The sequence below is a fragment of the Amycolatopsis sp. NPDC059021 genome (assembly GCF_042739895.1).
Lineage (GTDB): Bacteria > Actinomycetota > Actinomycetes > Mycobacteriales > Pseudonocardiaceae > Amycolatopsis.
Genome location: NZ_JBHYIQ010000016.1, coordinates 1 through 18571, shown reverse-complemented (window position 1 = coordinate 18571; position 18571 = coordinate 1). Strand labels below are relative to the sequence as shown.

The window sequence follows — 18571 nt, the reverse complement described above, 5'->3', positions numbered from 1 at the left end:
CCACGCCACTCACGGGCCACGGGGGAGTCGTCCGCGCGCCCCCGAGCCACATACCCCCCCTTCAGCTCACGTCCGGTCAGCGCTGGGCGGCGATGAGTTCGGCGATCTGGACCGCGTTGAGCGCGGCGCCCTTTCGCAGGTTGTCATTGCTGACGAACAGCGCGAGACCACGCCCGCCGTCGACACCGGGGTCGACACGGATCCGGCCGACGTAGCTCGGGTCCTGACCCGCCGCCTCCAACGGGGTCGGCACGTCGGTCAGCACGACTCCGGCAGCGCTCGAAAGCAGTTCCGTGGCGCGAGCGGGGGAAAGCGGCTGGGCGAACTCGGCGTTGATCGCGAGCGAGTGCCCGGAGAACACCGGCACGCGCACACAGGTCCCGGACACCCGCAGCTCGGGAATGCTGAGGATCTTGCGGCTTTCGTTGCGCAGCTTCTGTTCTTCGTCGGTCTCAAACGATCCGTCGTCCACAATGGACCCGGCCATCGGGAGCACGTTGAACGCGATGGGCCGCACGTACTTGGCAGGCGCCGGGAACTCCACCGCCGCGCCGTCGTGGGTCAGCTCCGCCGCCCGCGCCGCGACCGCGTTGACCTGACCGGCCAGCTCGTCGACGCCGGCGAGCCCGCTGCCGGACACCGCCTGGTAGGTGCTGGTGACCAGCCGGACCAGCCCCGCCTCGTCGTGCAGCGGCTTGAGCACCGGCATCGCGGCCATCGTGGTGCAGTTGGGGTTCGCGATGATCCCCTTCCGCGCCTCCTTGACCGCCTGCGGGTTGACCTCGCTGACGACCAGCGGCACGTCGGGATCCATGCGCCACGCGGAGGAGTTGTCGATGACCGTGACCCCCGCCTCGGCGAACCGCGGTGCCTGCGCCCGCGACGTCGAACCGCCGGCGGAGAACAACGCGATGTCCAAACCGGACGGATCCGCCGTCGCGGCGTCCTCGACGACGACCTCGCCGTCCCGCCACGGCAGCTTCGACCCCGCCGAACGCGCCGAGGCGAAGTAGCGGATCTCGGCGACCGGGAAGTCCCGTTCCGCCAGCAACCGCCGCATCACCGCACCGACCTGGCCGGTCGCGCCGACCACGCCTACCCGAAGTCCTGCCATCAGCGACCACTCCCCGCGTATACGACGGCTTCTTCGTCGCCGCCGAGTTCGAATGCTTCGTGGATCGCGCGCACCGCGTCGTCGAGCTGCGCGTCCCGGATCAGCACTGAGATCCGGATTTCGGAGGTGTTGATGATTTCGATGTTCACGCCCGAATTGGCCAGTGCCTCGCAGAACGTCGCGGTGACACCGGGGTGCGAGCGCATTCCCGCGCCGACAAGCGAAACCTTGCCGACGTGGTCGTCGTACAGAACCGATTCGAAGCCGATTTCGTCCTTGATCTTCTCCAGTTCCTTGACGGCGTGGGCGCCGTTGGCCTTGGAGAGGGTGAACGTGATGTCGGTACGCCCGGACACCGTGCTGGACACGTTCTGCAGCACCATGTCGATGTCGATCTCGGCGTCCGCGACGACCCGGAAGATCCGGGCGGCGGCACCCGCGTGGTCCGGCACGCCGGTGACCGTGATCTTGGCCTCCGAGCGGTCGTGCGCCACGCCGGTGATCAAGGCTTGTTCCACGGGGATCTCCTCGATAGAGCCGGTCACGGTGGTACCCGGCTTGTCGCTGTAGGAAGAACGGACTCGGATGGGGACGCCGTAGCGGCGCGCGTACTCGACCGAACGCAGGTGCAGGATCTTCGACCCGCTCGCCGCGAGTTCGAGCATTTCCTCGTACGGAATGGATTCGAGTTTGCGCGCGTTCGGCACGATCCGCGGGTCGGCGGAATACACACCGTCCACATCGGAATAGATCTCGCAGACGTCCGCGTTCAGCGCCGCGGCGAGCGCGACGGCGGTGGTGTCCGAGCCGCCACGGCCGAGCGTGGTGATGTCCTTGGTGTCCTGCGCGACGCCCTGGAAGCCCGCCACCAGGGCGACATAGCCCTGTTCGAGGGCTTCGGTGACCCTGCTCGGGGTGACGTCGATGATGCGCGCGTTGCCATGCACCGACGTCGTCACGACGCCGGCCTGCGAACCGGTGAACGACCACGCCTCGGCGCCCTGCGCCGAGATCGCCATGGCGACCAGCGAGTTGGAGATGCGCTCACCAGCGGTGAGCAGCATGTCCATCTCCCGCTCCGGCGGGGCCGGATTGACCTGCTGGGCCAGATCGAGCAACTCGTCGGTGGTGTCACCCATCGCCGAGCAGACCACGACCACGTCGTTGCCCGCCTTCTTCGTGGCGACAATCCGTTCCGCTACGCGCTTGATCCGGTCGGCACTCTCCAGCGACGAACCGCCGTACTTCTGGACCACGAGGGCCACGCCCGAACCTCCTCGACGGGCCGGGAGGCTCCACCGATGGGCATCGATGAGCCCCCGCGTCCCTTACTTTGGGCGAAAGCCTACCGGGGTCAGCCCAGCCCGCCACCCTCGTAAGTGGTGCCGGCCACTCGCCGGACGCCATTCGGAAGTAAAAATTCCTTAACACCAACGAAATACCTGGAGTCCTTCCGTCCGAGTGACGGAGAGCACTCCTTGCTACCTTCGGCGGCATGCGTAAGCCCGCCGAGACAATTCTCCCGATCGAGCCGATCATCGCCGAACGCTGGAGCCCCCGCGCCTACGACGAGTCGGCCACCGTGTCCGCCGAACAGGTCACCGCGTTGCTCGAGGCCGCGCGCTGGGCGCCGTCGTTCGGCAACACCCAGCCCGCCCGCTACCTCGTCGGCCTCCGCGGCGACGAGACGTACAAGCGGATCCTGGCCACGCTGAACTCCGGGAACCAGGCGTGGGCGCATCGCGCCGGCCTGCTGCTGATCGGCGTGATGGTCACCACGAACGAAAAGGGCGAGGTGCCCTACGCCGAGTACGGGCTGGGCCTGGCGAGCCAGAACCTCGTACTCCAGGCGGTGTCCTCGGGGCTCATCGCGCACCAGATGGCCGGGTTCTCCGCGGACGCCGTCCGCGAGTCCTTCGCACTGCCTGCCGACGCGGTGCCGAAGGTCGCCATCGCCGTCGGCTCGCCCGCCGACGCGGCGGTGCTCGGTGACGAACGCAGCGTCCAGCGCGAGTTGGCGCCGCGACGGCGCATCCCGCTGTCGGAGTTCGCCTACGCGGGCACCTGGGGCGAAGCCGCGCTCTGACCGGCACCGGCGAACTGCGGTCAGCCCAACCCGGGCTTTCGCCGGAAGGCCAGTTCACCCAACGGGGCAACTGCCCTGTTGGGTACAACTTGCTTGGAGTCGCAACTTACCCCAACGGGTAAAGTTTTATTCTTGGGCAAGTTTTGTTGACTCTGCGTGTTCGGAATGCCACTATCGTCACTGTGAACGACGGCGGCATCCGATCCGAAGCGCACTTGGCCGAGCGCGCGCTGGAGAGCCTGCGCACACTGCTCGGACCGGAGTGGGCCGTCGACGACCTGTCAGCCGAGGAAGTCCAGCCCGACGCGGATCGCGGGTTCGACGTCTACGTCCGGGTAACACCGCCAGACGGACGCAGCCCCCACGTCGACTTGCTCATCGCCACGAAATCCCAGGTGACTCCCAGCGCCGCGGAGAACCAGATAGTGCCCGTGAACAGCATCCTGCGGCACACCAAGTCCCCGCACGTGCTGGTCGTGGTGGCACCGTGGATCAGCGAACGAACGCAACGGGTGCTGCGCGACCGCGGTATCGGCTACCTCGACCTCACGGGGAATGTGTGGCTGTCCGTCGCGTTTCCCTCGATCCATCTGTACACACAGGGTGACCGCAAGGCACCGAGAGGTGGCGAGCGCGGCGCGAAGACCGTGACCCTCAGCGGCCCACGAGCCGGGCGCGTCGTGCGCTTCCTCGTGGACTTCGCACCCCCATATCGAGCCACCGACATCGCCGAAGCCGCCGAGGTCAGCCTGCCCTGGGTCTCCAGACTGCTGACACAGCTACAGGACCAGTTGCTCATCCGCCGCGAGGGACGTGTCGTCGTCGACGTCGATTGGCAGGGGCTGCTGCACGCCAGGGCGGGCTCCTACGACCTGCTGCGCCACAATCCCCACATCGGAACGCTCGCGCCCAACGGCATCGCAGCCGTGCTGGAGAAGCTTCGCGAGTTGCCGTTGCCCGATCAGGGGAAACCCCGAGCGGTGGTGACCGGGCCCTATGCCGCACAAGAGGTCGCGCCATTGACCAGTGGCGGGCAGTTGATGCTCTACGTCGGCAACGAATCACAGGCACCCGACGAGCTGGCCGGCGATCTCGGGCTGATTCGTGTGGACGAGCGTGCCGAAGTCCTGCTTTTGCGCAGCCACGACGACATTGTTTTCGAAGGTTACCGAACCCTCGACGGCATAGCTCATGTCGCGTACAGCCAACTGGTTCTCGACGGACTGGCAGGACCTGGGCGGATGCCCGCCGAAGCCGAGGCTGTGCTGGCCTATATGTCCGCGAACGAAAAATCCTGGCGGCGCCGGCTGTCGCGCACCGCCTGACACCCGCCTGTTCCTCACCATGCTTTTCACCACAAGCCGGAAAGAAAGCGAACCTGGTGTCCAAGACTCCGGAGAATATCGATCCACAAGAACTCACTGTTGTCGCGCGGAGCGTACTACTCGATGGGCTCGAAGCTTTACGCGAGCACTTGGCCGCGATAACAGTGGTCGGCGCTCAGGCCGTGTACTTGCGAACCACGGAGGCGGCGATCGCCACCGCCGCATACACCTCCGATGGCGATCTGGGCATCGATCCTGAGCTTCTGCGAGACGAACCGTTGCTCGAAGCGGCCTTGCAGAACGCCGGGTTCGGCTCCTGCAGACAAGTCAACCCGGACTGTGGTGCCGATCGGCGACAATCCACGGAATCGAAACAGCCGTCGAACTCGACCTGCTCGTAGGCAGTTCGCTGAAACCCGGTGGGCGCGGCGCGCGAATCGAGCCCCACAGCAAACGGGCCGCGCGCCGGGTCGACGGTATCGAGACCGCGGTGGTGGACCGATCACCGGTCACGATCACCGGGCTGGGCAACGCCGACAATCGATCCATCTCCGTTCACGTCGCGGGCCCCGCGGCCCTACTGGTCGCAAAAGCTCACAAAATAAGGGATCGCTACGAAGCACGCCTGGACAAGCCACACCGCTTGGTCGGCAAGGATGCCAGTGACGTCTACCGGTTGATGGTGACCACGCCCGTCTCGGAAGTGGCCGATTCGTTCCGCGCGCTTGTCGCGGATACCAGGGTGGGCGCTGTCACCAGTTCCGGGCTGCGACACCTCCGCGAACTCTTCGGCGGTGCGGACACCCCTGGCGTGCGGCTCGCGATCGAAGCGCTGGCAGGCGACATCCCGGAACGCCGCATCCGCGCGCTGGCCCCGGCTTTCGTCAACGCGCTCCCCAACGTCTCCTGAGTCCGCCAAGGGCCCGAGTACCTCGACGACAGTGGTGGTCGCGCCGGGAAGCGTGTCAGGAGCCGCTGCCGCCGATGCGGCGGATGATCTTGGCGAGGATCGCCGAGACGACGAGCCAGAACACCGCGGCGATGCCGTAGTTCACCAGCACGCGGAGCTTGGCGTCACTCGGCTCGAAGAGGTCCTTGAACCCGAGCGACAGGCTGTCGGCCCAGCCGCGGGTGAACGAGACGATGCCGTTCATCGGATTGGCCTCGCCGACCACGAAGATCACGTGCAGCACGAGCAGCGCGGCGAAGATCAGGCCGAGCCACCGCACGACGCTCGCGAGAATCGACGCGGTCCGCTCACGGGCCTTGCGCCAATCGACCTCGACTCGAGGCTTCGCCTGGCTCTCTTCGGCCGACTCAGCGTGTTCACCCATGCACGGCAGTCTGGCACGTCGCTACCCCATTCGCTACCCGCTGGTAACACGGATGGCCGACCCGTCGTAACAGTTGTATTGCGACCGGCCCTCCCGTCCGGCGCGTCCCGTGGGTTATGGTGACTTCGTGGCGCGTGCTCTCCTGCTTCGGTGCCGCGACGGGGCCTGACCGGACCGGCTCCCTGTCGCGGGGCTTCGTAGTGCCGCCGGTCGCCGGACCGACCATTCAGGAGATCCACCCCTCATGAGCACGCCCGACCCTCGTATCGCCACCAGCCGCGTACGTAAGCCATCCCGGCCGGCGCCCGCCGACCAGCCCGTCTGGAACACCCAGCGCGGGACGTCGATGCCCGTCCACCGCTACCGTCCGTGGTACCGCCTGGTCGAGGACATCGACCTGCCGGACCGCACCTGGCCGGACAAGCGCATCGAACGCGCACCGCTGTGGTGCGCCGTCGACCTGCGGGACGGCAACCAGGCCCTGATCGACCCGATGTCGCCCGCGCGCAAGCGCAAGTTCTTCGACCTGCTCGTCCGCATGGGCTACAAGGAGATCGAGGTCGGGTTCCCGGCGGCCTCGCAAACCGACTTCGACTTCGTCCGCGAGATCATCGAAGAGGGCGCGATCCCGGACGACGTGCACATCCAGGTGCTGACCCAGTGCCGTCCCGAGCTGATCGAGCGCACCTTCCAGGCACTGGAGGGCGCCCCGCGCGCGATCGTGCACATCTACAACTCGACGTCGATCCTGCAGCGCCGCGTCGTGTTCCGCGAGGAGCGCGAGGGCATCAAGAAGATCGCGACGCAGGCCGCCGACCTGGTGGTCGAGTACGCGCAGAAGTACTCCGACACCGACTTCCGCTTCCAGTACTCGCCGGAGTCCTACACCGGCACCGAACTGTCGTACGCGGCCGAGGTGTGCAACGCGGTCACCGAGATCTGGCAGCCGACGCCGGAGAAGCCGGCGATCCTGAACCTGCCGGCGACCGTCGAGATGGCGACTCCGAACGTCTACGCCGACTCGATCGAGTGGATGAGCCGGAACCTGGAGCGGCGCGACAGCGTGATCCTGTCGCTGCACCCGCACAACGACCGCGGCACCGGCATCGCCGCCGCCGAGCTGGGATACCAGGCCGGGGCGGACCGGATCGAGGGCTGCCTGTTCGGCAACGGCGAGCGCACCGGCAACGTCGATCTCGTCGCGCTGGGCATGAACCTGTACAGCCAGGGCATCGACCCGCAGATCGACTTCTCCGACATGGACGAGATCAAGCGGACGGTCGAGTACTGCAACCAGCTGCCGGTGCACGAGCGCAGCCCGTGGGGCGGCGACCTGGTGTTCACCGCGTTCTCCGGCTCGCACCAGGACGCGATCAACAAGGGCCTCGACGCGCTGAAGGACGCCGCCGACAAGCAGGGCGTCCCGATCGACGAATACCCGTGGGAGGTCCCGTACCTGCCGATCGACCCGAAGGACGTCGGCCGGACCTACGAGGCCGTGATCCGGGTGAACTCGCAGTCCGGCAAGGGCGGCGTCGCCTACATCATGAAGTCCGAGCACCAGCTGGACCTGCCGCGGCGCCTGCAGATCGAGTTCTCGAAGATCATCCAGCGGCACACCGACTCCGAGGGCGGCGAGGTCGACCCGACGACGATGTGGAACGCGTTCTCGGCCGAGTACCTGGAGCCGCGGACGCCGCTGGAGCTGGTCTCGCAGCGGGTCACCGACAACGGCGGCGGTGAGTACTCCCTCGTCGCGAAGGTTCGTGTCGAGGGCGACGAGCACGAGATCTCCGGTACCGGGAACGGACCGATCGCGGCGTTCTTCGACGCACTGTCCACTGTGGGCTTCGACCTGCGGCTGATGGACTACAGCGAGCACACGCTCTCGCCGGGTGACGACGCGCGGGCGGCTTCGTACATCGAATGCGCGATCTCCGACCGCGTGTTCTGGGGCGTCGGCGTGGACCCGTCGATCGTGACGGCGTCGCTGCGCGCGGTCGTCTCGGCCGTGAACCGCGCCAACCGGTAACTCTGCGACGGTAGTTCCGTTAAGGCCACCTTACGGGCGTCTGACGCCCGTAAGGTGGCCTTAACGGCATTTCGGGAAGGTGACGTGAAGGCCGAGAGGTTGGTGGCGCTGCTGTTCACGTTGCAGCGCAGGCGGAGTGCGACGGCGGCCGAGCTGGCGGAGGAACTCGGCGTCTCCGAGCGCACCATGCACCGCGACCTCGCCGCGCTGCGTGACGCCGGGGTTCCACTGTGGACGGAGCCGGGGCGGCACGGCGGCTTCCGGCTCGTCGATGGCTGGCGGGCCCGCCTCGACGGGCTCACCGCGCGGGAGGCCGTCGCGCTGTTCGCCCTCGGAGTTCCGGACGCACTGGCCGGGCTCGGGCTGGGCACCGCGGTGTCGGCGGCGCACGCGAAGGTGTCCGCAAGCATGCCGGGCGAACTGCGTGAGCAGGCCGAACGTGTCGCGGGCCGGTTCCACCTCGACGCGCCGGGCTGGTTCCGCGCCGAGGACGACGCCGCCGAACTCGCCACGATCGCCCGCGCGGTCTGGGCGCAGCATCGGCTCGACGTGCGGTATCGGCGTCGGGACAAACTCGCCGAGCGGGTGCTGGAGCCGCTCGGGCTCGTGTTGAAGGCGGGCAACTGGTACCTCGTCGCACGCGTCCCCGCCGATGACGCGCTGCGCACCTACCGCGTCTCCCGGATGACGTCGGTGACCGACATCGAGGAACGCTTCGAGCGTCCGGCGGACTTCGACCTGGCCGGCTGGTGGCGCGAGTCCTCGGCGAAGTTCGAGGTGGTCGCTCGGCCGGTCCGGGTTCGGGTCCGGCTGAGCCGCGACGCCGTGCACGGACTGCGCCGGGTTTTCCGCGCCGAGTACGTCGCCGAAACCGTCGTCTCGCTCGGCGAACCCGGCGAAGACGGCTGGGCCGAGGCCGAACTCGCGCTGGAAAGCCGCGAAATCGCCCTCGGCCAGCTCACCGCGCTCGGGCCCGGCGTCGAGATCCTGGAACCGCGGGAGCTGCGGGCCGCGCTCGCGGACATCGGTGCCGCGATCGCGTCCCGCAACTCTTGACCGATCAGCGATATCCCGTGGTGTCGGCGGGTTTGCCCGCGTGCTCGACCTCGACGATGTACCGCCACGCGTCGGGACGGCTGCCGTCGAGGTCGTCGATCTCGTACACCTTCGCGAGTTGACCGCTGCTCAGCGTCTGCCCCGACCAGCGGTTCCGCTCCGGGTCCGCGGCCAGCGCGGCCACCGTGCGCCCGGCGAACGTCGGCGTCTCCGAGATCGCGAAGTGCGGCACCTTCGCACACGCGTCGCGCCAGTTCTCCTCGGTGACGCCGTAGATGTCCAGCATCGCCTCCGACCGCAGCCAGCCCGGCGTGAACGCGACGGCGGTGCAGCCGTACTCGGCCAGCTCGGCGGCCTGTCCGATCGCGAGCAGATGCGCCGAGGCCTTGGTGACGTAGAACGGCAGCGACGTTCCCTCGCGGTAGTTCGCGTTGAACTCGGCGGTGCCGTCGGTCATTTCGACCACCAGCCCACCGGGCCGCCGGATCATCAGCGGCAGCAGGAAATGGCTGGTGATCACGTGCGCGTCGATGCCGAGCCGGAACATCCGGAGCCCGCCCTCGAGCGAGTGCTCCCACACCGGCTTGGCCCATTCGAGGTGGTGATCACCGCCCCACAGGCCGTTGACGAGGATGTCGAGCCTGCCCTGCTCGGCGTCGATCCGCTTCGCCAGCGCCTCGACCTGATCCTGCTCGAGATGGTCGACGCGGATCGCGACCGCCTTCCCGCCCGCCGCCTCCACCAGATCCGCGGTGTCCTCGATGGACTCCGGACGGTCCACTTCGGACCGCTGGGCCCTGGTGCTGCGGCCCGTGACGTACACCGTCGCGCCCGCGCGGCCGAGTTCGACCGCGATCGCCCGGCTCGCTCCGCGCGTCCCTCCCGCGACCAGCGCGACCTTGCCCGACAGATCCCTCATCCGTGCTCCCGTGTTCGTCGTGGAACTCCTGCTCCGACCACGGTCGAGCCGAACCATGACAACTCCTGTCATGGTTCGCGGGAGAAGCTCGTGAACGTCGTGCGGGAAACGTTCACCCTGGGTCCGCCGACGCGGCGTGGAGCGAGCAACACCGCTGTGTCCCACGTCCCGAATGCTCCGCTGGGGACGTTCAACGTCGCGAACGGAGCGTTCGAGACACAGGATGCCGCCGCACAGCACTCAAGGAAGCCTTCAGCGCACCACCTTCAGTTCGCAAGCGCGGCCAGGATCTCCTCGGGCGTGGTGCGCGTGGTGTAGTCCGGGTGGACGTCGATGAAGCGGATGACCCGGTCCTGCCCGACGACGAGCACCGCCGGATGCGGCAGTTCCCAGTCTCCCGTCCCGTTGCGCTCGCCGACGTCACCGACCAGCGTCGCCATCGCGCCCTGGACGTCCTCGCCGGGCCGGAAGGTGATGCCCAGCGAGCGCGCGACCACGTTCCCGACGTCGGAAAGCACGTCGAAGGTCAGCTCGTTGGACTCCACTGTGGACAGTGAGCCGTCCGGAAGTTCGGGACTGATCGCGGCCAGCCGGGCACCCGACGCGGCGAGCGCGGGCACGACCTCCTGCTGGTACGTGCGCAGCGTCAGATTGCAGTACGGGCACCAGCTGCCGCGATAGAAGACCAGCACGGCCGGGGCTGCCGCGGTCAGGTCCGCGAGGCTCACCTGCGCCCCCGCCGGGCCGGGGAGCGTGAAGTCCGGCATGGGCGAGCCGACCTGTGCGAACTTCGCCGTGTCGACGTCCTTCTTGCGCTCGACGTCGGCCGCGAGCGGGCCCGCGACCTCGGCCGGAACCGCCTCCTGGACGTGCGCGCGAATCCCGGCCAGCTCGCGGTTGAGTGCGTTCCCCACTGTGCGTCCTCTCGGTTGTACCGTTCAGTACATCGATGCCGAATGTACTATCCAGTACATGGAGACGCAAGGAGCGGCGGTGACACCGCAGGGCAGGCGGACCAGGGACGCGATCGTGGACGCCGCCGCGGAGCTGATGTACGTCCACGGCGTCGCGGCGACGAGCGTCGACAAGGTCCTCGCCGCGAGCGGGGCCGGGAAATCGCAGATGTACCACTACTTCAAGGACAAGAACCAGCTGGTCGAGGCGGTCATCGACCGGTTCCTGCGCATCATCCTCGCCAACCAGCCGACCATCACCGCGCTGGATGGCTGGGCCGCGTTCGACCGGTGGACCGAGGAGATCCTGGACGTCCACCGCCGCGCCGGTCATCCGGTCGCCTGTCCGCTGGGCAACCTCGCCGGGGAACTCGGCGACGACCCACGCGTGTCCGCGCTGCTCGACAACGCGTACAAGGAATGGGAGTCACATCTCGAACGCGGACTGACTTCCTTGCGGGACAAGGGAGAACTCCGCGCCGACGCGGACCCCGCGCGGCTCGCGCAGGCGACGATGGCCTGTGTCCAAGGTGGACTGTTGCTGGCCCACATCCGGCAGGATCTCACCCCGCTGGAGGACGCACTGAAGATCGCGGTGACGCACCTGCGAAGCCACGCGGCGTGAACCTGTCCGGCTCCTGTCGGCTTGCTGTGAGTCCCCCATGATTCCGGGCCATCCGCCCACCGGAGGTCGCTTAATGGAAGGGTGAACGGATCGACGACGGGCCTGCTGGTGTTGTTCGTCGTCTCGCTGGTGCCGCTGCTGCCCACCGAGGTGACGATCATCGGCATGGCCGTCGCGGCCGCCCGGGGCGGGCCACCGCTCGCGCTGGTCATCGGCGTCGCGGCCGCGGGCTGCCTCGTCTCGGACCAGGTGCTCTACCTGCTCGGCCGCTCGGGCGGGCAAGCTCTGCTCGCCAGGCTGAGCCGACGTCGCCGGTTCGCCGCCGGCATCGGCTGGCTCGACGGGCGGTTGCAGCGGCATCCGCGGCCGGTGCTCGTCGTCGCCCGCTGGCTGCCTTCGGGTGGGACGGTCGGCGCGCTGCTGGCAGGTTCGCTTCGCTGGCCACTGCGCGAATTCCTCACCGCGTCGGCCATCGGCATCACGCTCTGGACGTCCTATGTGGCCCTGCTCGGCTACGCGGGCGGCCAGTTGATCGCCGAGCCCGGGATCGGCATGGCACTCTCCCTGGCCATCGCGCTGATCCTGGGTTCGGTGCTCACTCTCGGCATCCGGCGCCGCGGTACGGCTTAGGTGGCGAGCGCGGCGACTTCGGCACGCAGCTCGTCGACCACCGTGGCCACCGCGGGCCTGCCGAGCGCGCCGGCCCGGCACACCACCTCGACGAGCCGCGCCGCGCGGATGCCGGCGAGCGGACGGCAGACGAGACCGCTGCCCCGCCGATCGTCCACTGTGTACCGGGGCAGCAACGCCACGCCGTGGCCGGCCGCGACAAGGCGTTCGATGATGCGGAAGTCGTTGATGCGCTGGACGATCTGCGGGCGCACGCCGGTGCGGACGGTCAGCGAGCGGAGCACGTCGTCGACCGGGAAGCCGAAGTCGACGCTGATCCAGCGTTCGTCGGCCAGCTCGGCGAGTTCGACCCGGCGTTTGCGGGCCAGCCGGTGGCCGACGGGCAGGGCGACGTCGAGGGGTTCGCGCAGCAGCGGCACGACCTCGATGCGGCCGGATTCGAACTCGGGCGCGTGCTCGTCGCGGTGCGCGACCACGACGTCGTAGTCCGCGAGCAGGCCGGGCACCTCCGGTGGCGTCATGTCGACGTCGCGGACGTCGACCTCCAGTCCCTCGTAGGCGCCGACCCGGTGCAGCAGCCCCGGCAGCAGCATGAGCCCGGCCGACTGGAAGATCGCGACCCGGACGCGCCCTCGTGGTGCGCTGCGGTATGTGTCCAATTCGGACTCCGCGCGGTCGAGCGCGGCCAGCACCTCGTCGGCGCGGGCGACCAGCGCGCGGCCGGCGTCGGTGAGCCGCAGCCCGCGTCCGGCCGGTTCGGTGAGGGGCAGCCCGACCTCCGTTTGGAGCGCGCGAAGCTGCTGGGACACCGCGGACGGCGTGCAGTGCAGGGCCCGCGCCGCGGCGGTGACGCTGCCGCGGTCCGCGAACTCCCTCAGTGTGCGCAGCCTGCCGATGTCCACGGCCGCAGCATATGTGAAGGCGACACTTCACAGTGGACTCAACGACGCAGCGCGGTCTCCTTGTCCATATGCGACAGCTTCTCGGGGTTGCGCACGGCATACAGCCCGGTGATGAGGCCGTCGTCGATGCGGACCGCCAGGACGGTGTCGACCTCGCCGTCGAACCGGAGCACCAGCGCCGGGTAGCCGTTGACCTGCGCGGGCAGCAGCGTCCCCTCGGCCATCTTGCCCAGCCCGGCGGCCAAGACCCGGCCCACCTTCTCCGCCCCGGTGACGGGCCGCAGCACGGCCTGCACGACGCCGCCGCCGTCGCCGAGGAGGACGACGTCCGGCGCGAGGATGTCGAGCAGATCCTGTAACTCACCGGTTTCCACCGCACGCTGGAACGCGGCGAGCGCGCCGCGCGCCTCGGCGGGCGAGACGACACCGCGCGGCCGCCGGGCCGCGACGTGCGCCCGTGCCCGATGGGCGATCTGGCGGACCGCCGCCGGGGTCTTGTCGACGGCGTTCGCGATCTCGTCGTAGTCCAGATCGAACACCTCGCGCAGCACGAACACCGCGCGTTCGGTCGGCGCGAGCGTCTCCAGCACCAGCAGCATCGCCATCGAAACGTTGTCGGCCAGTTCGACGTCCTCGGCCACATCCGGCGCAGTCAGCAACGGCTCGGGCAACCACGGGCCGACGTAGGACTCCTTGCGACGGCCGAGCGTCCGCAGCCTGCTCAGCGCCTGACGCGTGGTGATGCGGACCAGGTAGGCACGCTGATTCTCGATCTCGTCGAGATCGACGCCCGTCCACCGAAGCCAGGTCTCCTGCAGGACGTCCTCCGCGTCGGCGGCCGACCCGAGCATCTCGTAGGCGACGGTGAACAGCAGATTGCGGTGGGCGACGAACGCCTCGGTGGCGGTGTCCGTCCGCTCGCTCATGGGGTGGCTCCTGTCCGTGCGCTCACAACAGTGTCGCCATCAGACGCCCGGTCTCGCCGGTTTGTGACATCGCCTGTCTGTGTCGCTCGTCACGCGGCCGAGGTGTCACAAACCCCGGGGTGTCCGGCATCTGGTGGTCGTTCAGGTACGACACCACGAGTGAGGACGAGGTCATGGAAGCCCGATTCAACATGTTCGAGAACGAGATCGCCGCGAAGTTCGGCAGGCGGTTCGCCAACACCGCGATGGTGATCGCCCAGTCGCCGCTGCCGAAGTCCACGCAGGAGCTCGTGTCGCTGCGTGCCAGCCAGATCAACGGCTGCGGCTTCTGCACGGACATGCACACCAAGGACGCCGCGGCAGCCGGCGAGACCGCGGTCCGGCTCAACCTGGTCGCCGCCTGGCGCGAGGCCACCGTGTTCACCGAGGCCGAGCGGGCCGCACTGGCGTTCACCGAGGAGGGCACCCGGCTCGCCGACCACCACCATGGCGTGTCCGACGAGACCTGGGCCCAGGTGCGCAAGCACTACGACGACGACCAGCTCGCGGCGCTGATCTGCCAGGTCGCCCTGATCAACGCGGCCAACCGGATGAACGTGATCGTGCGCAACCCGGCGGGTTCCTACGAGCCCGGCATGTTCGACAGCTTCGTGAACTGAGCGGCGGACGCGTCCCGGCCCGGTACCGCTGACCGGGCCGGGCAGGCGACTGTGAAGGAGCACTGCACAGTTCGTGCAGATTTCCTCGCTGGTCCTTCACGATCGGGTTAACGAGAGTGGGTGACATGCCCATCCGTGATCGTCTGCTCGCCGTGCTCGTCGCCGTCCTGTGGGGCTGCAACTTCCTCGCCATCCACGTCGCGCTCGGGCAGTTCCCGCCGGTGTTCGCCGGGGCGCTGCGGTTCGCGGTGATCGCGATCCCGACGATCCTGTTCGTGCCGTGGCCGAAGGTCAGGATCCGCTACCTCCTCGGCTACGGGCTCGGGTTCGGCACCGGGCAGTTCGCGTTCCTGTTCATCGCGATGAACACCGGGATGCCGACCGGGCTCGCCTCGCTGGTCCTGCAGGCCTCGGCGCCGTTCACCGTGCTGCTCGGCGCGTTCTTCCTGCGGGAACGGGTCAGCGGCCGTCAGCTCGCCGGGATCCTGCTCGCCGTGGCGGGTATGACGGCGATCGCCTGGCAGCAGTCGGGGCACGCCGCGCTGCTGCCGGTGATCCTCACCCTGCTGGCCGCGCTGAGCTGGGCGTTCGGCAATCTCGCGACGCGGCAGGCCGCGCCGGAGAACCCGCTGCACTTCACGCTGTGGATGTCCGTGGTGCCGCCGCTGCCGATGTTCGCGCTGTCGCTGCTCATGGAGGGCCCTTCGGCGCAGTGGCACTCGCTGACCACGCTGGGCACGAAGACCGGGCTGATCGCGCTCGGCGGGCTGGCCTACATCGTGCTGCTCGGCACGATCGCGGGCTCCGGGATCTGGACGACGCTGATGCGGCGCAACCCGGCCGGAGTCGTCGCGCCGTTCTCGCTGCTCGTGCCCGTGGTCGGGCTGTCGATGTCGTTCTTCGTGCTCGACGAACGGCCGAGTCTGCTCGAAATCGCCGCGGCCACGGTCGTCATCGGCGGAGTGCTGCTCGGGTCGCTCCAGCGACGGCGCCGCGCCGCGGACCTCGACGGGGAGCTACCACCCGTCGAGGCTCCGGCGAAGGTGTGACCGCCCGGCTCAGGCCTTGGACTGCTCGGTGGCCGTCGAGTCCTTTTCGGACGGAGCCTCCGAGCCGTCGTGGTGCTTCCTGGCCATCCGCTTCTTGATCACCAGCATGAAGACGAGCCCGAAGAGCACCGCGACACCGAGGCCGACGTACGAGAAGTTCTTGAGCCACTTCTCGGCCACCACGCCCAGGTAGTAGATCAACGTGGTGGTGCCCGCGGCCCAGACGATGCCGCCCGCCGCGTTGGCCATCAGGAACCGCGGGTAGTGCATGCCCAGCGAACCGGCGAGCGGTCCGGCGAGAATGCGGAGAAATGCGACAAAGCGGCCGAAGAAGACTGCCCACGCGCCGCGTTTCTGGAACATCCGCTCGGCATTGGCGATGTGGTCCGGGCCGAAATGCTTCGGGAATTTGCGCCCCGCCCACGCGAGTAGTCGCGTACCGCCCTTGCGGCCGATGGTGTACCCGATGCTGTCACCGATGATCGCGCCGGCGCTCGCGAGAATCGCGATCCACACCGGGCTCAGCTGGGAATGCTGCGACGACAGCAAAGCCGCGCTGATCAGGACGACCTCACCGGGCAGCGGAATCCCCAGGCTTTCGATCATGATCACGAGACCGACGATCAGGTAGACCGAAAGCGGCGGAATCGCCTCCAGCCACTGGTCGATGTGCACGTCCTTACCCCCTGCTGCTTTTGTCCGATTTGTTCCGGGAAACGCGGCTTCGCACCCGCAGGGTACCGAGGCCAGGGTAGGCCGCGAAGCCAACTCAGGTATTACCCGGCGTCCGACTTCGGGCTTAGGCGAGCTGTGCGGCGCGGGATTCCAGGTAGGCGCGTTCCGGAATGCTCAGGGTCCGGCGAGCCGCCTCGAGGTAGTGCTCACGGGCCGCGTCGACCTCGCCCAGCTGTTCCAGCAGGTGAGCCCGGACCGCCTCGACGCGGTGGTGCTTCGCGAGCGCGGTGTCCTGTTCGGCGTCGGCGAGTTCGTCGAGTGCGGCGCGTGGTCCGTGCACCATCGCGACGGCGACGATGCGGTTCAGCGTCACCATCGGGCCGGGCGCGACGTTCCGCAGGAGGTCGTAGAGCGTGAGGATCTGCGGCCAGTCGGTGTCCTCGGCCTTCGCCGCTTCCGCGTGCACGGCGGCGATCGCGGCCTGCAACTGGTACGGCCCGATCGGAGCAGTCGCGAGCGACGTCGTGATCAGTTCGACGCCCTCGGCGATCGCGTCGCCGTCCCACAACCGCCGGTCCTGCTCCGCGAGCGGGACAAGGGCACCTGAGCGGGTCCGCGCCGGGCGGCGGGCCTCGGTGAGCAGCATGAGCGCGAGGAGCCCGGCGACCTCGCCGTCGTCCGGCAGTTCGTTCCGCAGTTGCCGGACGAGCCGGATCGCCTCGGCGGTCAGCTCGACGCGGTTCAGCGCGCTGCCGGAGCTGGCCGTGTGTCCCTCGGTGAAGATCAGGTACAGCACCTGCAGCACGGCGGCGAACCGCTCGGCGCGGTCGGCCTCGGGCAGCCGGAACTCCGCGCCGGCCGCCTTGATCCGCTGTTTCGCCCGGCTGATCCGCTGTGCGATCGTGGCTTCCGGGACGAGGAACGCGCGGGCGATCTCCGCGGTCGTGAGCCCGCCGACCGCGCGCAACGTCAACGCCACCTGCGACGGCGCGGTGAGCGCCGGGTGACAGCAGAGCAGCAGCAGCGTCAGCGAGTCGTCGACGGCGGGCGCGGGGTCCGGGTCCGGCGGGGCCAGCGCGGCGACGGTCTCCTCACGTCGCTGCCGGGCCGTGTCGGAACGCCAGAGTTCGATGCGGCGACGGGACGCGGTGGTGATCAGCCAGCCCTTCGGGTTGGCCGGGATACCTTCCGACGGCCATTGCGTCGCGGCGGCGAGCAGGGCTTCCTGCACCGCGTCCTCACAGGTGTCGAAGCCGCCGTACCGCCGGACGAGCGCGCCGAGGACCTGCGGCGCGAGTTCCCGCAGCAGGCCCGTGATGGACGGCGTCGTCACATCTCGTCCCCGTACAGCCCCATCACCGGCCGGACCTCGACGGTCGAGAACTGGGCTTCCGGGATGCGCGCGGCGATCTCGATCGCGCGGTCGAGGCTTTCGCATTCGAGCAGGTAGAACCCGGCGAGGAACTCCTTGACCTCGGCGAACGGGCCGTCGGTGGCGATCGTCTCGCCGCTTCGGACACTCACCTGTTTCGTCAACGAGACACCGGCGAGCCGCTCGGACACGATGCGCTCGCCCGAGGCGTCGAGGTCGTCGTTGAGCCGCTGGTAGTAGGCGAGCCCGGCGGCGCGCTGCTCCTCCGACATCCCCTCCCAGGCCGTGCGGGACTCCGGGTTGCCGTAGATCAGGACGACGTACTTCATCTCCCACCTCCGGGAAAAAAACTTCGCCGGGATGTCGAGAACGCGCTCCCGGCTTCTACGTCCCGGGTGAGCGCGGCCGGGAAACGGCCGCCGGACCCCAGGAGAACACGATGAGCATCCAGGACGAGAAGCAGATCCGCGAGCTGTTGGCCGCCCGCGAGGCCGCGATGTCCGCACGGAACGCGGAGGCGCTCGAGGCCGACGTGGCGGCTGACGTCGTCGCCTTCACCCTCGCGCCGCCGCTGGTGCAGCAGCCCGCGGACTTCACCGGCGTCGAGCAGCGACGGGCCTGGTTCGCCGGCTTCGACGGCCCGATCGAGTACGAGATCCGCGATCTGGAGATCACGGTCGGCGGGGACGTCGCCTACACGCACAGCCTGAACCGGCTTTCCACGACGCCGAAGGGCATGCCCGCGAAGTTCGACCTGTGGTTCCGGTCGACGGTCTGCCTGCGTCGCGCCGACGGCCGCTGGCAGATCACCCACGTGCACGAGTCGACCCCGTTCTACATGGACGGCACGATGCGCGCCGCCCTCGACTTGACGCCGTGAAAGTCCGTGGGGGCCACATCGAGGGACTCTGGGT

The 18571-nt window shown here is 68.6% G+C and carries 21 protein-coding genes; 11 read left to right on the top strand and 10 right to left on the bottom strand.

Features of this window, described 5'->3' with window-relative positions:
- Window positions 1-76: 76 nt before the first annotated feature.
- Both ACFWX1_RS12245 and ACFWX1_RS12240 read right to left on the bottom strand, forming a co-directional pair.
- Complete coding sequence (locus ACFWX1_RS12245) at window positions 77-1114, bottom strand: aspartate-semialdehyde dehydrogenase (protein WP_378386560.1); 1038 nt, start codon at window positions 1112-1114, stop codon at window positions 77-79.
- Window positions 1114-2379, bottom strand: coding sequence for an aspartate kinase (locus ACFWX1_RS12240; protein ID WP_378386558.1), 1266 nt, complete (start codon window positions 2377-2379; stop codon window positions 1114-1116). The genes ACFWX1_RS12245 and ACFWX1_RS12240 overlap by 1 nt, the downstream gene beginning before the upstream one ends.
- 230 nt (window positions 2380-2609) lie before the next feature.
- On the opposite strand from ACFWX1_RS12240, the gene ACFWX1_RS12235 reads away from it, so the two are divergent.
- The 4 genes from ACFWX1_RS12235 (at window position 2610) to ACFWX1_RS12220 (ending at window position 5435) form a co-directional block, all read left to right on the top strand.
- A complete protein-coding gene (locus tag ACFWX1_RS12235; protein WP_378386556.1) occupies window positions 2610-3200 on the top strand; it encodes a nitroreductase family protein in 591 nt (196 codons plus the stop codon).
- A 182-nt stretch (window positions 3201-3382) separates the two neighbouring features.
- A complete protein-coding gene (locus tag ACFWX1_RS12230; protein WP_378386554.1) occupies window positions 3383-4525 on the top strand; it encodes a hypothetical protein in 1143 nt (380 codons plus the stop codon).
- Window positions 4526-4581: 56 nt separating this feature from the next.
- Window positions 4582-4926 (top strand): hypothetical protein, encoded by a 345-nt coding sequence (locus ACFWX1_RS12225; protein ID WP_378386552.1) that lies wholly within the window; start codon window positions 4582-4584, stop codon window positions 4924-4926.
- A 92-nt stretch (window positions 4927-5018) separates the two neighbouring features.
- Window positions 5019-5435, top strand: coding sequence for a hypothetical protein (locus ACFWX1_RS12220; RefSeq protein ID WP_378386550.1), 417 nt, complete (start codon window positions 5019-5021; stop codon window positions 5433-5435).
- A gap of 55 nt (window positions 5436-5490) precedes the next feature.
- On the opposite strand, the gene ACFWX1_RS12215 is transcribed toward ACFWX1_RS12220, so the two are convergent.
- Entirely contained in the window at window positions 5491-5859 is a 369-nt protein-coding gene (locus ACFWX1_RS12215; RefSeq protein ID WP_378386548.1) for a hypothetical protein, read from the bottom strand.
- Window positions 5860-6103: 244 nt separating this feature from the next.
- Between ACFWX1_RS12215 and leuA the strand changes: the two genes are divergently transcribed.
- Entirely contained in the window at window positions 6104-7891 is a 1788-nt protein-coding gene (gene leuA, locus ACFWX1_RS12210; RefSeq protein WP_378386546.1) for a 2-isopropylmalate synthase, read from the top strand.
- Window positions 7892-7975: 84 nt separating this feature from the next.
- On the top strand, window positions 7976-8947 hold the full coding sequence (locus tag ACFWX1_RS12205; RefSeq protein ID WP_378386544.1) for a helix-turn-helix transcriptional regulator: 972 nt from the start codon (window positions 7976-7978) through the stop codon (window positions 8945-8947).
- A 4-nt stretch (window positions 8948-8951) separates the two neighbouring features.
- Here ACFWX1_RS12205 and ACFWX1_RS12200 read toward each other — a convergent pair whose 3' ends face one another.
- Together ACFWX1_RS12200 and ACFWX1_RS12195 are read right to left on the bottom strand one after the other, a co-directional pair.
- The gene (locus ACFWX1_RS12200) at window positions 8952-9866 is read right to left on the bottom strand and encodes an SDR family oxidoreductase (protein ID WP_378386542.1); all 915 of its coding nucleotides are present in this window, start codon (window positions 9864-9866) and stop codon (window positions 8952-8954) included.
- A 266-nt stretch (window positions 9867-10132) separates the two neighbouring features.
- The gene (locus ACFWX1_RS12195) at window positions 10133-10780 is read right to left on the bottom strand and encodes a peroxiredoxin-like family protein (RefSeq protein ID WP_378386540.1); all 648 of its coding nucleotides are present in this window, start codon (window positions 10778-10780) and stop codon (window positions 10133-10135) included.
- 58 nt (window positions 10781-10838) lie between these two features.
- Between ACFWX1_RS12195 and ACFWX1_RS12190 the strand changes: the two genes are divergently transcribed.
- A complete protein-coding gene (locus ACFWX1_RS12190; RefSeq protein ID WP_378386538.1) occupies window positions 10839-11444 on the top strand; it encodes a TetR/AcrR family transcriptional regulator in 606 nt (201 codons plus the stop codon).
- An 81-nt stretch (window positions 11445-11525) separates the two neighbouring features.
- Window positions 11526-12074: a DedA family protein gene (locus tag ACFWX1_RS12185; RefSeq protein ID WP_378386536.1), complete on the top strand. Its 549-nt coding sequence runs from the start codon at window positions 11526-11528 to the stop codon at window positions 12072-12074.
- Here ACFWX1_RS12185 and ACFWX1_RS12180 read toward each other — a convergent pair.
- Both ACFWX1_RS12180 and ACFWX1_RS12175 read right to left on the bottom strand, forming a co-directional pair.
- The gene (locus tag ACFWX1_RS12180) at window positions 12071-12976 is read right to left on the bottom strand and encodes a LysR family transcriptional regulator (RefSeq protein ID WP_378386534.1); all 906 of its coding nucleotides are present in this window, start codon (window positions 12974-12976) and stop codon (window positions 12071-12073) included. The genes ACFWX1_RS12185 and ACFWX1_RS12180 overlap by 4 nt on opposite strands.
- A 38-nt stretch (window positions 12977-13014) precedes the next feature.
- Entirely contained in the window at window positions 13015-13902 is an 888-nt protein-coding gene (locus ACFWX1_RS12175; RefSeq protein WP_378386532.1) for an RNA polymerase sigma-70 factor, read from the bottom strand.
- A 173-nt stretch (window positions 13903-14075) separates the two neighbouring features.
- Between ACFWX1_RS12175 and ACFWX1_RS12170 the strand changes: the two genes are divergently transcribed.
- On the top strand, window positions 14076-14561 hold the full coding sequence (locus tag ACFWX1_RS12170; RefSeq protein WP_378386530.1) for a carboxymuconolactone decarboxylase family protein: 486 nt from the start codon (window positions 14076-14078) through the stop codon (window positions 14559-14561).
- Window positions 14562-14686: 125 nt separating this feature from the next.
- Window positions 14687-15610 (top strand): EamA family transporter, encoded by a 924-nt coding sequence (locus ACFWX1_RS12165; protein WP_378386528.1) that lies wholly within the window; start codon window positions 14687-14689, stop codon window positions 15608-15610.
- A gap of 9 nt (window positions 15611-15619) precedes the next feature.
- On the opposite strand, the gene ACFWX1_RS12160 is transcribed toward ACFWX1_RS12165, so the two are convergent.
- The 3 genes from ACFWX1_RS12160 to ACFWX1_RS12150 form a co-directional block, all read right to left on the bottom strand.
- On the bottom strand, window positions 15620-16285 hold the full coding sequence (locus ACFWX1_RS12160) for a DedA family protein (RefSeq protein ID WP_378386526.1): 666 nt from the start codon (window positions 16283-16285) through the stop codon (window positions 15620-15622).
- Between the two features lie 124 nt (window positions 16286-16409).
- Window positions 16410-17618, bottom strand: a complete 1209-nt coding sequence (locus tag ACFWX1_RS12155; RefSeq protein ID WP_378386524.1) for an RNA polymerase sigma factor — start codon at window positions 17616-17618, stop codon at window positions 16410-16412.
- Entirely contained in the window at window positions 17615-17986 is a 372-nt protein-coding gene (locus ACFWX1_RS12150; protein WP_378386522.1) for a YciI family protein, read from the bottom strand. Before ACFWX1_RS12150 ends, ACFWX1_RS12155 begins: the two co-directional genes overlap by 4 nt.
- 110 nt (window positions 17987-18096) lie before the next feature.
- On the opposite strand from ACFWX1_RS12150, the gene ACFWX1_RS12145 reads away from it, so the two are divergent.
- The gene (locus ACFWX1_RS12145; RefSeq protein ID WP_378386520.1) at window positions 18097-18537 is read left to right on the top strand and encodes a YybH family protein; all 441 of its coding nucleotides are present in this window, start codon (window positions 18097-18099) and stop codon (window positions 18535-18537) included.
- The last annotated feature ends 34 nt before the right edge of the window (window positions 18538-18571 follow it).